12 protein-coding genes are annotated in these 13,073 nt (G+C 68.7%); 4 read left to right on the top strand and 8 right to left on the bottom strand.

Annotated features, from left to right (window positions below; translation table 11 throughout):
- Positions 1-34: 34 nt before the first annotated feature.
- The 6 genes from QN357_RS07025 to QN357_RS07000 are packed head-to-tail and all read right to left on the bottom strand — an operon-like array spanning position 35 to position 5,853.
- Positions 35-772, bottom strand: a complete 738-nt coding sequence (locus QN357_RS07025; protein WP_322189563.1) for a Type 1 glutamine amidotransferase-like domain-containing protein — start codon at positions 770-772, stop codon at positions 35-37.
- Positions 769-1,380: a phosphoribosyltransferase gene (locus QN357_RS07020; RefSeq protein WP_134449797.1), complete on the bottom strand. Its 612-nt coding sequence runs from the start codon at positions 1,378-1,380 to the stop codon at positions 769-771. The genes QN357_RS07025 and QN357_RS07020 overlap by 4 nt, the downstream gene beginning before the upstream one ends.
- Entirely contained in the window at positions 1,349-2,572 is a 1,224-nt protein-coding gene (locus QN357_RS07015; RefSeq protein ID WP_322189562.1) for a bifunctional 2-methylcitrate synthase/citrate synthase, read from the bottom strand. The genes QN357_RS07020 and QN357_RS07015 overlap by 32 nt, the downstream gene beginning before the upstream one ends.
- A 46-nt stretch (positions 2,573-2,618) precedes the next feature.
- On the bottom strand, positions 2,619-3,530 hold the full coding sequence (prpB, locus tag QN357_RS07010) for a methylisocitrate lyase (protein WP_134560634.1): 912 nt from the start codon (positions 3,528-3,530) through the stop codon (positions 2,619-2,621).
- A complete protein-coding gene (locus QN357_RS07005; RefSeq protein ID WP_134449794.1) occupies positions 3,530-5,065 on the bottom strand; it encodes an MmgE/PrpD family protein in 1,536 nt (511 codons plus the stop codon). The genes prpB and QN357_RS07005 overlap by 1 nt, the downstream gene beginning before the upstream one ends.
- 53 nt (positions 5,066-5,118) lie before the next feature.
- Complete coding sequence (locus tag QN357_RS07000; RefSeq protein ID WP_322189561.1) at positions 5,119-5,853, bottom strand: GntR family transcriptional regulator; 735 nt, start codon at positions 5,851-5,853, stop codon at positions 5,119-5,121.
- Between the two features lie 88 nt (positions 5,854-5,941).
- On the opposite strand from QN357_RS07000, the gene QN357_RS06995 reads away from it, so the two are divergent.
- Genes QN357_RS06995 through QN357_RS06985 form a run of 3 tightly spaced genes read left to right on the top strand, consistent with a single transcriptional unit; the run spans position 5,942 to position 9,940 of the window.
- The gene (locus QN357_RS06995) at positions 5,942-7,903 is read left to right on the top strand and encodes an AMP-binding protein (protein ID WP_322189560.1); all 1,962 of its coding nucleotides are present in this window, start codon (positions 5,942-5,944) and stop codon (positions 7,901-7,903) included.
- Between the two features lie 58 nt (positions 7,904-7,961).
- The gene (locus QN357_RS06990) at positions 7,962-8,318 is read left to right on the top strand and encodes a DUF485 domain-containing protein (RefSeq protein ID WP_134560628.1); all 357 of its coding nucleotides are present in this window, start codon (positions 7,962-7,964) and stop codon (positions 8,316-8,318) included.
- The gene (locus tag QN357_RS06985; RefSeq protein WP_241975499.1) at positions 8,315-9,940 is read left to right on the top strand and encodes a cation acetate symporter; all 1,626 of its coding nucleotides are present in this window, start codon (positions 8,315-8,317) and stop codon (positions 9,938-9,940) included. The genes QN357_RS06990 and QN357_RS06985 overlap by 4 nt, the downstream gene beginning before the upstream one ends.
- Positions 9,941-10,045: 105 nt before the next feature.
- Here the strand turns inward: QN357_RS06985 and QN357_RS06980 are convergent, their stop codons facing one another.
- Together QN357_RS06980 and QN357_RS06975 are read right to left on the bottom strand one after the other, a co-directional pair.
- Entirely contained in the window at positions 10,046-10,828 is a 783-nt protein-coding gene (locus tag QN357_RS06980) for an SDR family oxidoreductase (protein ID WP_134563858.1), read from the bottom strand.
- A gap of 283 nt (positions 10,829-11,111) precedes the next feature.
- Positions 11,112-11,465: an alpha/beta hydrolase gene (locus QN357_RS06975; protein WP_322189558.1), complete on the bottom strand. Its 354-nt coding sequence runs from the start codon at positions 11,463-11,465 to the stop codon at positions 11,112-11,114.
- A gap of 134 nt (positions 11,466-11,599) precedes the next feature.
- On the opposite strand from QN357_RS06975, the gene QN357_RS06970 reads away from it, so the two are divergent.
- Complete coding sequence (locus tag QN357_RS06970) at positions 11,600-12,931, top strand: bifunctional o-acetylhomoserine/o-acetylserine sulfhydrylase (RefSeq protein WP_134449788.1); 1,332 nt, start codon at positions 11,600-11,602, stop codon at positions 12,929-12,931.
- The last annotated feature ends 142 nt before the right edge of the window (positions 12,932-13,073 follow it).

Here is a 13,073-nt window from a genome sequence, read left to right as displayed (position 1 = left end):
ACGAGGGGTCTATCTACGACTGATCGATCACGGCCTAGGCGCCGAAGGTGCTGACGAGTACGCCGTTCTCGGACTGGCTGACCCGCCAGACGCTGCCGGAGCCGACGACGCGGAGGGCGCCCTCCCCGACGATGAGCGCGGTGTTCTCGTCGACGGCGAGGCCGCCGTCGATGAGGCCGGCTTCGGTTGCGGCGATGAGGCGGGACAGGGTTCCCCACTGGGCGGCGTGCACGTCGACGGTGACGTCGAGCAGGCCGATGCCGGACTGGATGGTGAGTTCGTCGAGGCCTTCAGAGGCCGCTTCCGCGCTGACCTCGACCTCGCCCAGGCGCCAACCGCCGACGAGGGCACGCTCTGCGGCGATCATGGCACCGGCGGAGTAGCCGAGGTACGGCACGCCGGCGGACACCTGGCGGCGGATCTCGCCTGCGATCGGGGTGAGTGCGGCAAGGTAGGCGGGCGTGAGCCCGCCGCCGACGATGATGCCGTCGACGTCCGCGATCGCGGGCAGGGTCGCCGCGTCGCTCAGTGCGAGTTCGGTGATCTTCGCCTCGAAGACCCCGGCCGCACCGAGCGCCTCGGCGAGCTTCGCGGCGTGCTGGGCGGCGTCGTCAACAGCAGCGGTGCCGGGCGCACGCACCGCGATGATCGCGATCCGGGGTTCGTCGCGACCGGCCGCCGTGGCACGCACGGTCGCCTCGGCGAGGAACGGACCGAACACGGCCGCGCTGTGTTCGGCGGCCCAGCCGCCGCCGACGAGGTGGATGCTCATGCGACGACGCCCGCAACGGCAGGCGCGACGACGACATTCTCCACTGCGGAGGGGGCGACGACGGTCGCGACGATGGGGGCGAGCAGGGCCGTCACTTCAGGCGCGTCGACGATCGGCAGCGCCGACCACGGGAACACGATCCAGTCGTCGGTCTCGCGCCAGGTGTAGTCCGGGACGAGGACCGTGCGCGGCTTGGTGTACAGGGTCGCGCAGCGCACCTCGGCCGCCGACTCCCGCAACATCGCGAGCACGAGCGCGAGGGTGCGCCCCGAGTCGGAGACGTCGTCGACGAGCAGCACGCTGAGTCCGGCAAGTGCCGGCGCGTCGAGCATCGGACCGGAGAGCACCGGCTCGGGCAGGCGTTCGTCGACCCCGGTGTAGAACTGCACGTTGATGCTGCCGCAGTTCTTCGTGCCGAGCGCGTACGACATCGCGCCCGCGAGCAGCAGGCCGCCGCGCGCGATCGCGATCACGACGTCCGGGTGGAATCCGCTCGACAGCACGTCGACGGCCAGTTGCCGCGAGGCAGCGGCGAAGTCCTCCCAGCCGAGGATTTCCCGCTGGATGCCGGTCGTGTCAGTTGCTGAGTCGTCTGCTTCGAATGCCATTGTCCAATGGTAGGTCACCGGCCGGTTGGAGGTCGGGTTCCGGTTCAGCGGCGAGGTGCCGTTCCGGGTGCCCGTCATAGAGCGAGAGCGGCCGGATCAGGGAGTTCGAAGCGGTCTGTTCGATGATGTGCGCGGTCCAGCCGGCGATCCGGGAGGCCACGAAGAGGGGCGTGAAGGTCAGGGTGTCGAAGCCCATCAGGTAGTACGCCGGTCCCGACGGGTAGTCGAGGTTCGGCAGGATACCGGTGCGCTCCTTCATCCCCGCCGCGAGGCGCTCGTAGAGCTCGATCAGGTCCGGGCGCTGGTAGTGCTCGACCAGGGTGAGCAGCGCGGTCTTCATCGTCGGCACCCGGGAGTCGCCGTGCTTGTAGACGCGGTGCCCGAAACCCATCACCTTGTGATGCGCGTCGAGGGTCTCCTTGAGCCAGGCATCCGCTCGTTCGCCGGAGCCTTCGCCGAGGCCGATCTGCTCGAACGTGTGCATCACGGCTTCGTTGGCGCCGCCGTGCAGCGCACCCTTGAGGGCGCCGACCGCCCCGGTGATCGCCGAGTGCAGGTCGCTCATCGTGGACGTGATCACGCGCGCGGTGAAGGTGGATGCGTTGAAGGAGTGGTCGGCGTACATGATCATCGACACGTCGAAGGCCTCGACGACGACGAGTTCCGGCACCTCGCCGAAGGTCATGAACAGGAAGTTCGCCGAGTAGCCGAGGTCGTCGCGCGGTTCGATCGGCTCGAGCCCGTGGCGGCGGCGCTGGTCGTAGGCGACGATCGCGGGCATCTGGGACCAGAGCCGCAGGCCCTTGGCCTTGTTCGCCTCCGGGGAGGCGTCGTCGACCTGCGGGTCGAAGGCGCCGATCAGGCTCACGGCGGTCCGCACGACGTCCATCGGGTGCGCGGTCAGGGGAAGCTCGTCGATCACGCGGCGCACGGCGGGCTGGAGGTGGCGGAGGGACCGCTCCTCGTCTTCGAACGCGGCGAGCTCGTCGGGCGTCGGGAGTTCGCCGTTCCAGAGCAGGTAGGTGACCTCCTCGAAGCTCTTCTGCGCGGCGAGTTCCTGCACCGGGTATCCCCGGTAGAGCAGGGAGTTCGACTGGTCGTTGACCTTCGAGACGCGGGTGCGGTCGACCACGATTCCGGCGAGGCCCTTGTAGACCGTCGGTTCGGTGACGGCTGGTTCGTTCTGACTCATGTCGCTCCTTCGCGTGCGGTGAGTGCGTGGTTACGCGGGCAGGGTGTTAGGCGGGCAGGGTGGGGTTGAGGGTGAAATTGAAAACGCCGGAGTCGAAGTGATTGTACGACTCGTAGTCGAGCAGTTCGTAGAGCTTCGAGCGGTGCTGCATCTCTGGCAGCATCGACTCGAGCGAGCCGTGTTCGACGATCGCGTCGAGGCCGCGGTCTGCGGCGCCCATCGCGAGGCGCAACAGCGAGACGGGGAAGATCACGAGGTTCATCCCGACATCGGCGAGCTGCTGCACGGTGAAGAGCTCCCCCTTGCCGAACTCGGTCATGTTCGCGAGCACGGGCACGTCGACGGCCGCACGGATCGCCGCGAATTCGGCGAGCGACGCCATCGCCTCGGGAAAGATCGCGTCGGCGCCCGCGTCGACGAGTGCCTTCGCCCTGTCGACGGCCGCGGCGAGACCGTCGACGGCACGGATGTCGGTGCGCGCCATCACGAGGAAGTTCGGGTCCCTGCGGGCATCGACGGCCGCGCGGATGCGCTTGCTGGCCGTCTCGAGGTCGACGACCTGCTTGCCGTCGAGGTGGCCGCAGCGTTTCGGGTTGACCTGGTCCTCGATGTGCATCCCGGCGAGGCCGGCGTCCTCGAGGGTCTGCACGGTGCGCGCGACGTTCATCGGCTCGCCGAATCCGGTGTCGGCGTCGACGATCGCGGGCAGGTCGGTCATCCTGGCGATCTGCTGGCTGCGCCCGGCGACCTCGGTGAGAGTGGTCAGGCCGATGTCGGGCAGGCCGAGGTCTGCGGAGAGCACGGCGCCGGAGATGTAGACGCCCTCGAAGCCCTTCGCCTCGATCAGGCGCGCGGAAAGCGGGTTGAATGCCCCGGGAAACCGGAGCAGGCGTCCGCTGGCCAGGTCGCGGCGGAAACCCTCGCGCTTGGCGGCGGGGGTGCGTGTCGAATACAACATCAGAAGATTCCATTCGGGATGGGGACCGAGGTGAGCAGGCCGTTGCGGGCCACGATGGTGAGCTGGTCGAGGTCGTCGGCGGCGAGGTCGGGCAGGCGTTCGGCGGCGTCGAGGAAGCGCAGGATCTCACCCTCCTCGAGCACGCCCGCCGCGAGCGTGCGGAACTTGTCAATGTACTCCGCCCGGCCGAAGGGCTGCGCGCCGAGCGGATGCGCGTCGGCGACGGCGAGCTCGTCGACGATCCGCTTGCCATTGGCCAGCTCGATCTCGACCCGGCCGCCGAAGGCCTTCTCGGCGGGGTCGAGTGAGTGGTAGCGCCGGGTCCACTCGACGTCCTCCTCGGTCGTGACCTTGTTCCAGAGGGCGATGGTGTCCGCGCGGCTCGCGCGTTCCGGCCGGTAGGAGTCGACGTGGTGCCAGCTGCCGTCCTGCAGTGCGACGGTGAAGATGTACGGGATCGAGTGGTCGAGGGTCTCCCTTGTCGCACTCGGGTCGTACTTCTGCGGGTCGTTCGCACCGGAGCCGATCACGTTGTGGGTGTGATGGCTCGTGTGGATCACGATCCGGGTGATGTTGGCCGGGTCGGCGAGTTCCGGGTGCTCGCGGTAGAGCTTGCGGGCGAGGTCGATGAGGGCCTGGGCCTGGTACTCGGCGGAGTGTTCCTTCGTGTAACTGTCCAGGATGGCCCGCTTGGCCTCGCCCCGGCCCGGCAGGGCGACCTGGTAGGAAGCCTCCGGACCGTCGAGGAGCCACGCGATGACGCCGTCTTCGCCCTCGTAGATCGGGGTCGGACTCGTCTCGCCGCGCATGGCGCGGTCGACGGATTCGACGGCCATCTTGCCGGCGAATGCGGGCGCGTACGCCTTCCAGCTCGAGATCTCACCCTTGCGGGACTGCCGGGTGGCCGTTGTGGTGTGCAGGGCCTGGCCGATGGCCTGGAAGATCGTCTCGGTGTCGAGGCCGAGCAGGGTGCCGATCCCGGCGGCGGCCGACGGGCCGAGGTGGGCGACGTGGTCGATCTTGTGCGCGTGCAGGCTGATCGCCCGCACGAGGTCGATCTGGATCTCGTAGCCGGTCGCGATCCCGCGCACGAGGTCCCGCCCGCTCAGGCCGCGGGTGACGGCGAGGTGCTGGGCGACGGCGAGGACCGGCGGGATGTTGTCGCCGGGGTGGGAGTACTCGGCGGCGAGGAAGGTGTCGTGGTAGTCCAGTTCGCGGACGGCGACGCCGTTGGCCCACGCCGCCCATTCCGGCGAGACCCGGCGGGAACGCTGTTCGCCGAACACGGTCGCGCCGACGCCGTTGAAGGAGCGCGGATGCGCGAGCGCCTGCGAGCGCGCGGCGACGACCGGTCGCCGGGTGAGCGAGGCCGCTGCGACGGCGGCATTGTCGATGACCCGGTTGATGATCATCTCGGTCACCTCGGCGGAGACCTCCACCGGGTCGGACGCGCACTCGGCGATCTTCCAGGCGAGCTGATCCGTGCGGGCCAGGTCTTCGTCGCTGCGGTGGACTCGAACATCGTGAAGCTGCACAGGGTTCCCTTCGGTGGTTCGGTTGGACGGTGGTTCGGGTGGGCGCTGGTGCTTCAGTCGGCCTGGGCGGCCGGGTTCGCCTCGAGCGCGGCGAGGACGTTGCTGAGGCTCTGGTGGAGGTGGACGTGGGTGGCGTGGGCGGCGAGCGAGGTATCACCGGCGACGATGGCCTCGATGATGAGCAGGTGCTCGGCCGCCGCCGCCCGCAGCCGGGCCGGGTTGTGCCTGGCGAGCCTGCGGATCCTGGCGAGGTGGGTGCGCACGTTGGCGAGCGCGGTGACGAGGAACGGGTTGCCGACTGCCGCGTCGAGCGCGTCGTCGAAGTCGTCGATGAGCTCGTAGTACCGGTGCAGTCCGGCCTCGCCCAGCAGCAGCAGTTCGGGTGCCGTGCGGAACTGGTCGCGCAGCTCGAGGAAGACGTGGGGGTCGCGCCGGGTCGCCGCGATCCTGGCCGCGTGCTCCTCGAGGGCGCGGCGGAGTTCGTACAGTTCGTGGATGCTGTCGACGGACATCTCCGTGACCATGAAGCCGCGGCCGGCGCGGCCGGCGACGAGCCCGTCGGCGATCAGGCGGGCGATGGCGGCCCGGAGCGGCGTGCGCGAGACGCCGATGCGGTCGGACTGCTCGACCTCGAGGAGGCCGGCGCCCGGGGCGAGGACTCCGTCGAGGATTTCGTCGCGCAGCTGGCGGTAGGCGCGTTCGCTCGCGCTGACGACGGCGACCGGCGGTGCGGCCGTGCGGGTACCCACCGGAGTGGTGTTCCCCGACGTTGGGGTTTCTGTATACACAGACGCCATGCTATTCCCTTTTTACCCGGCGTGTGCAAGACTTCCTGAATTCTATGTATACATAGGAGCTTCAATGGGGAGGTTCACAGTGACATACACAGCGACAGGCACGGCGGGGAGCTACCGCGACTCCTGGCTGCGCTCGACGGATGCCGCGACCCGCGCCGACTTCTGGCTCGAGGCATCCGCCTTCATCGACTGGACCGTGCCCCCGCGCACCGCGCTCGAGGAGCGCGAGCCCGGGACCTGGCGCTGGTTCCCGGACGGCGAGCTCAACACGAGCTACAACGCCCTCGACCGGCACGTGCTCGCCGGCCGCGGCGACCAGGCCGCGGTCATCTACGACTCCGCGATGAGCGGCACCCGGGTCAGCATCAGCTACAGCCGGCTGCTCGACCGCGTCTCCCGGTTCGCCGGGGTGCTGCGCGCCCAGGGCGTCGGCGTCGGCGACCGGGTGATCGTCTACCTGCCGATGATCCCGGAGGCGATCGTGGCCATGCTTGCGTGCGCCAGGATCGGCGCCGTGCACTCCGTGGTCTTCGGCGGCTTCGCGGCGAGCGAACTCGCCGTGCGGATCGACGACGCCCGGCCCACCGTGATCGTGACCGCGTCGGGCGGGCTCGAGCCCGGCCGCGTCGTCGAATACCTGCCGCTCGTGAAGAAGGCGCTTGACCGGTCGCAGGGTTCGGTCCGCACCGTCATCGTGCGGGACCGCGAGTCGATCCCCGGGAGCGCGGCGGACTACGCCGTCACGGACACAGACACGGGCACGGACGCCGTCACCTGGCTCGACTGGGCGACCGAAGAGGATGCCGCGACCCCTGCCGAACCCGTGAGCCTCCGCTCTGAGGACCCGCTGTACATCCTCTACACCTCGGGAACGACGGGGAATCCGAAGGGCATCGTGCGCGACAACGGCGGACACGCCGTCGCGCTCGCCTGGTCGATGCGCAACATCTACGCCGCGGGGCCCGGAGACGTCTTCTGGGCGGCCTCGGACGTCGGCTGGGTCGTCGGGCACTCCTACATCGTCTACGCGCCGCTCCTCGTCGGGGCGACGACCGTCATCTATGAGGGCAAGCCGATCGGCACCCCCGACGCCGGCGCATTCTGGCGGGTCGTCGAGGACTACAAGGTCACCGTGCTCTTCACCGCCCCGACCGCGATCCGGGCCATCCGCCGGGTCGACCCTGAGCTCGCCGAGCTGCAGAAGTACGACGTCTCGAGCCTGACCGGCCTCTTCCTCGCCGGGGAACGACTCGACCCCGAGACGTACCACTGGGCGAACGACGGGCTGCACTGCCCGGTGATCGACCATTGGTGGCAGACCGAGACAGGCTGGGCGATCTGCGCGAACCCGCGCGGCATCGAGGAAATCCCGACCAAGCCGGGATCGGCGACGTTCCCGGTCGCGGGCTACGCCATCGAGATCCTCGACTCGAAGGGCCGGCCCGTGACGAAGGTCGGCAAGGAGGGCAACATCGCCATCCGCCTGCCGCTTCCGCCCGGAACCCTGCTCGGTGTCTGGGGCAGCGCGGAGCGGTATGCGAGCGCCTATCTCTCCGCCTTCCCCGGCTACTATGCGACGGGCGACTCCGGCCATTTCGACGCCGACGGCTACCTCTACGTGATGGGCCGCACCGACGACGTGATCAACGTGGCCGGGCACCGGCTGTCGACCGGATCCCTCGAGGAGGTACTCACCCTGCATCCGTCGGTCGCGGAGTGCGCCGTGCTCGGAGTGCACGACCCGCTCAAGGGCCAGCGCGCCGCGGGCTTCGTGACGCTCAAGGCCGGGGCGACGATCGACCACGACACCCTCGCCAAGGAACTCGTCGGACTCGTGCGCGAGCACGTCGGCCCGGTCGCCGCCTTCCGTGACGTGACGATCCTCGACCGGTTGCCGAAGACCCGCTCTGGCAAGATCCTGCGCAAGACGATCCGCCAGATCGTCGACGGCGAGCCGTACACGGTTCCCCCGACGATCGAGGACCCTGCCGTGCTCGATGCGCTCAAGCTCGCCGTGCACGGCACCGCCCACACCAGCTGAATCCTCTCCCCCAGACCGCACCACCCAGCACCATCCTCACCGGAGCAAAGGAGCCCCCATGACGGAATCACTGAGAGATGCACGACCGGGAGCGACGCCGTCGTCGATCGACTACGTCGCTTTCGCCCAATCGCCCCGCTTCCTCGAGCTGAAGAGGAGGAGGAACCGGTTCGTGATCCCGCTCGCCGTGTTCTTCCTGGTCTGGTACTTCGGGTTCGTGCTCGTCGCCGCCTACCTGCCCGCCGTGATGGCCATCCCGGTCGTCGGATCGGTCAACCTCGGCCTCGTGCTCGGCCTCGGCCAGTTCGTCACGACCTTCGCGATCACCATGTGGTACGTGTCCTTCTCGAACAAGACCCTCGACCCGATGGGCGCAGCGCTCCGCGCAGAGCTCGAAAAGATGGAGCAGAAATGAGCGCCGGCGCCATGATCGTCCAGACCGCCGTGAAGGCCACGGAGACCAACCCCGTCCTGAACATCTCGATCTTCCTCGCCTTTGTGGCTGTCACCCTGATCGTCGTGATCCGGGCCGGCCGCAACAACCGTTCCGCCGCGGACTACTACACCGGCGGCCGGTCCTTCACCGGGCCGCAGAACGGCTTCGCGATCGCGGGAGACTACCTCTCGGCGGCGTCCTTCCTCGGCATCGTCGGAGCGATCGCGATCAGCGGGTACGACGGCTTCCTGTACTCGATCGGGTTCCTCGTCGCGTGGCTCGTCGCGCTGCTGCTCGTCGCAGAGCTGATGCGCAACACCGGCAAGTACACGATGGCCGACGTGCTCTCGTTCCGGCTCAAGCAGGGCCCGGTCAGGGTTGCGGCAGCCACGACGACCCTCGCCGTGTGCTTCTTCTACCTCCTCGCCCAGATGGCCGGCGCCGGCGGCCTCGTGTCGCTGCTACTCGGCATCAACGACAAGCTCGGCCAGTCGGTCGTCGTCGTCGTGGTCGGCGGCCTGATGATCCTCTACGTGCTCATCGGGGGGATGAAGGGCACCACCTGGGTCCAGATCATCAAGGCGTTCCTCCTGATCATCGGAGCCCTCGGGATGACGATCTGGGTGCTCGCGATCAACGGCTTCAACTTCTCCGGCCTGCTCGACTCTGCCGTCGCGGCCTCGATCAGCAAGCCCGCTGAGGCCATCCTCGTGCCGGGGCTCAAGTACGGGCACAATCCGCTCGACTTCATCTCCCTCGCGATCGCGCTCGTCCTCGGCACCGCGGGCCTGCCGCACGTGCTGATGCGCTTCTACACGGTCCCGAGCGCCAAGGAGGCCCGTCGTTCCGTGGTCTGGGCGATCTGGCTCATCGGCGCGTTCTACCTCTTCACCCTCGTGCTCGGCTTCGGCGCAGCGGCGCTCGTCGGCGCGGACGTCATCGCGGCGGCTCCCGGCGGGGTCAACTCCGCGGCGCCGCTCCTCTCGCTCGCGCTCGGAGGACCGCTCCTGCTCGGCTTCATCTCGGCGATCGCCTTCGCGACGATCCTTGCGGTCGTCGCCGGCATCACGATCACCGCGGCGACCTCGTTCGCGCACGACATCTACATGAGCGTGATCAAGAAGGGCAAGGGCGACCCGGACAGCGAAGTGAAGGTCGCCCGCCGCACCGTCATCGTGATCGGCATCCTCGCGATCGCGGGCGGCATCGGCGTGCAGGGCCAGAACATCGCGTTCCTCGTGGCGCTCGCCTTCGCCGTCGCGGCGAGCGCGAACCTCCCGACGATCCTCTACTCACTGTTCTGGCGCGGCTTCACCACCCGCGGAGCGGTCTGGAGCATGTACGGCGGCCTCGCCGCTGCGATGATCCTGATCATCTTCTCCCCGGTGTTCTCCGGCACGCCGACGTCGATGTTCGGCGCGGGGGTCAACTTCGCGTGGTTCCCGCTCAGCAACCCCGGCATCGTCTCGATCCCGATCGGCTTCTTCCTCGGCTGGCTCGGCTCCGTCACGAGCACCCGCAAGGAGGACCCTCTCCTCGCCGCCGAGATGTCGGTCCGCTCCCTCACCGGCCACGGCGCCGAGAAGGCCGTCGAGCACTAGCCCGCAGCTACCTTTCCGGTCGAGAGTTCCCGCTCCACGGGTGACTCTCGACCGGAAGAGTGCGGTTCACGGGCCGGGTCTGGCCGGGCCAGCGGATGCCGCGGGTCAGTCCTTCGGGACGAGGGGGCCGCGCGCGACGCGCGTCGGGGCCGCCTGAGCGACGGGCTTGACCGTGATCAGGTCGAGGTTGACGTGGGCGGGCAGTTCGACGCTCAGCACGATCGTCTCGGCGATGTCCTCCGCGGTGAGCGGGTGCTCCACGCCGGCGTATGCGGCAGCGGCCTTTTCCGTGTCGCCGCCGAAGCGGACGAGGCCGAATTCCTCGGTCTTGACCATGCCGGGCGCGATCTCGATCACCCGGATCGGCTCGCCGTTGAGCTCGAGCCGCAGCACCTCCACGAGGGCGTGGGCCGCGAACTTGGCGGCGTTGTATCCGCCACCGCCGAGGTACGCGACGTGCCCGGCGATGGAGGTGACCGTGACGATATCGGCGCTGCCAGCGGCATCCGTGCGGAGTGTCTCTCGCAGCAGCGGGAGCACGGCACTCGTGACCCGCTTGACCGCAAGCACATTGATCTCGAACATCCAGGCCCAGTCTTCGACAGGGGCGGTCTCGACGCTGTCGAGGCCGCGGGCGCCGCCGGCGTTGTTCACGAGGGCGTGCACGGGGCCGGATGCCGCGAGATAGTCGCGGAGGGCGTCGACGTCCGCCTGCACCGTCAGGTCGGCCGTGAAGACATCGGCGCCGGTTTCCGCTGCGAGGGCCGCGAGCCGGTCGGCACGCCGGGCCACGCCGACGACGTCCCAGCCGTGGGCCCGGAACAGTCGCACCGTGGCCGCCCCGATTCCCGAACTCGCACCGGTCACTACAACTCGCTTGTTTGCCATGGTCCCATTCTGGCGGCACGAGCGGCGGTCGGGGCACACCCGGGGCACACCCGGTAGATGACGCCGTGCTTCCCTGTCGTTCGCCCGGCCATCGCTCGCCTGCGCGCTCAGTCCGGCGATCCGCTCCTCGAGGGGCGCAGCTGCGGTGATACGTAGTCGCTAGGCCTGTCGATCACCGCGAGCGTGCACCGCGAAACGCAGACGAGACGGTCGCGGCCGTCGCTGATCCTCACCTCCCAGACCTGGACTCGTGCACCGAGGTGGATCGGGCGGGCGACTCCCGTCACCCATCCGCTATCGACGTGAGCGTCTCCGCACAGGCGACGGACGCGCCGCCGTGGAGCACCAGCCGTCGCACGGTATCCGGATGCACCGCCGCCCACGCCACAGCGACCAGCGCACCCATCGACGTGCCGATGAGGTCGAACGGCTCCGGACCGAGCTTCGCGACGACCGCGGCGAGCTGCTCTAGCTCGAAGTCCATCGACGGCGGCCGGCTCGTCGGAGCCGACAGGCCGCATCCGGCGCGGTCGTACCGGATGAGCCGGCGGTCCGCCGCCAGACTCTCGTAGAACGCCCGCTCCTCGGGCAGCTGCCAGCTGAGCTCGAGGTGACTGAGCCACCCCGCTGTGTACACGAGCGGCGGACCGCGGCACACCCGTAGATGACGCCGTGTTTCGGCGACATTGCCGACCCCGCGAGCGCGTGCCTAAACTCGCACCCAAGAGCGATGGACGGTCCACGCTCGTCACGGATTACAGGGAGTTCTTCATGAGCGACAACGCGGCCGCCTGGCAGTTCGAAACCAAGCAGGTGCACTCTGGCGCGCACCCCGACCCGGTCACCAACGCACGCGCCACCCCGATCTACCAGACCACGTCCTACGTGTTCAACAGCGCGCAGCACGCCCAGAACCTCTTCGCCCTCGCCGAGTTCGGCAACATCTACACCCGCATCATGAACCCGACCCAGGCCGTCGTCGAAGAGCGCATCGCCGCGCTCGAAGGCGGCACCGCGGCGCTGCTGCTCGCCTCCGGCCAGGCCGCATCGACCTTCGCCGTGCTCAACATCGCCCAGGCCGGCGACCACATCGTCTCCTCGAGCTCGATCTACGGCGGAACCTACAACCTCTTCAAGTACACCCTCGCCAAACTCGGCATCGAGACGACCTTCGTCGAGGACCAGGACGATGCAGCAGAGTGGGCCCGCGCCGTGCGCCCGAACACCAAGCTGTTCTTCGCCGAGACCATCGGCAACCCCAAGATCAACGTGCTCGACATCTCGCTCGTCGCCGACGTCGCCCACCAGAACGGCGTCCCGCTCATCGTCGACAGCACCATCGCGACCCCGTACCTGATCCGCCCCTTCGAACACGGCGCCGACATCGTCGTCCACTCCGCCACCAAGTTCCTCGGCGGCCACGGCACGATCATCGGCGGCGTCATCGTCGACGGCGGCACCTTCGAGTGGTCGAAGAACGTCGAGAAGTTCCCCGGCCTCACCGAGCCGGACCCGTCCTACCACGGCGTCAGCTACACGGGCGCGGTCGGCGACGGCATCGCGTACATCATCAAGGCACGCGTTCAGTTGCTCAGGGACCTCGGCAGCGCGATCGCCCCCGCGAGCGCCTGGCAGCTGATCCAGGGCATCGAGACCCTGAGCCTGCGCATCGAGCGCCACGTGCAGAACGCCCAGGACATCGCGGAATGGCTCGAGAGCCACCCCGACATCGCCTCGGTCAACTACGCCGGCCTGCCGTCGAGCCCCTGGTATGCGACCGCCAACAAATACGCGCCCAAGGGCGTCGGCGCGGTCGTCTCCTTCGAGCTCAAGGGCGGGGTGGATGCCGGCCGCGCGCTCGTCGACAACCTCGAGCTCTTCAGCCACCTGGCCAACATCGGCGACGTCCGCTCGCTCGTGATCCACCCGGCCTCGACCACCCACGCCCAGCTCACGCCGGAGCAGCAGCTCACGAGCGGCGTGACCCCCGGGCTCGTGCGCCTGTCCGTCGGCATCGAGAACATCGCCGACCTCAAGGCCGACCTCGAGCACGGGCTCGCCGCCGCCCGCGCCGTAGTCGAGGCCTCGCGCGCGAACGCCTGACCCGCACCGCAGCACCCCTGACCGATTCGACGGAGATTCTGCCGGAATTGTACGTTGCAGGCCGTTTTCGGGCCGCGCGAGGCACAATCTCCGTCGAATTGGTTCAGAGAACGATCCGGATGACGGGTCCGTGAATATCCTG

The organism is Cryobacterium sp. RTC2.1, assembly GCF_035018685.1.
Taxonomy (GTDB): Bacteria; Actinomycetota; Actinomycetes; order Actinomycetales; family Microbacteriaceae; genus Cryobacterium; species Cryobacterium glucosi.
The sequence above is the reverse complement of the archived record's forward strand: the minus strand, read 5'-3'. Positions and strand labels throughout refer to the sequence as shown.

What these genes read in the sequence shown, in the direction of transcription:
- QN357_RS07025 (WP_322189563.1), bottom strand. Translation starts at nt 772, where the DNA reads ATGAGCATCCACCTCGTCGGCGGCGGCTGGGCCGCCGAACACAGCGCG.
- QN357_RS07020 (WP_134449797.1), bottom strand. Translation starts at nt 1,380, where the DNA reads ATGGCATTCGAAGCAGACGACTCAGCAACTGACACGACCGGCATCCAG.
- QN357_RS07015 (WP_322189562.1), bottom strand. Translation starts at nt 2,572, where the DNA reads ATGAGTCAGAACGAACCAGCCGTCACCGAACCGACGGTCTACAAGGGC.
- prpB (WP_134560634.1), bottom strand. Translation starts at nt 3,530, where the DNA reads ATGTTGTATTCGACACGCACCCCCGCCGCCAAGCGCGAGGGTTTCCGC.
- QN357_RS06990 (WP_134560628.1), top strand. Translation starts at nt 7,962, where the DNA reads ATGACGGAATCACTGAGAGATGCACGACCGGGAGCGACGCCGTCGTCG.
- QN357_RS06985 (WP_241975499.1), top strand. Translation starts at nt 8,315, where the DNA reads ATGAGCGCCGGCGCCATGATCGTCCAGACCGCCGTGAAGGCCACGGAG.
- QN357_RS06980 (WP_134563858.1), bottom strand. Translation starts at nt 10,828, where the DNA reads ATGGCAAACAAGCGAGTTGTAGTGACCGGTGCGAGTTCGGGAATCGGG.
- QN357_RS06970 (WP_134449788.1), top strand. Translation starts at nt 11,600, where the DNA reads ATGAGCGACAACGCGGCCGCCTGGCAGTTCGAAACCAAGCAGGTGCAC.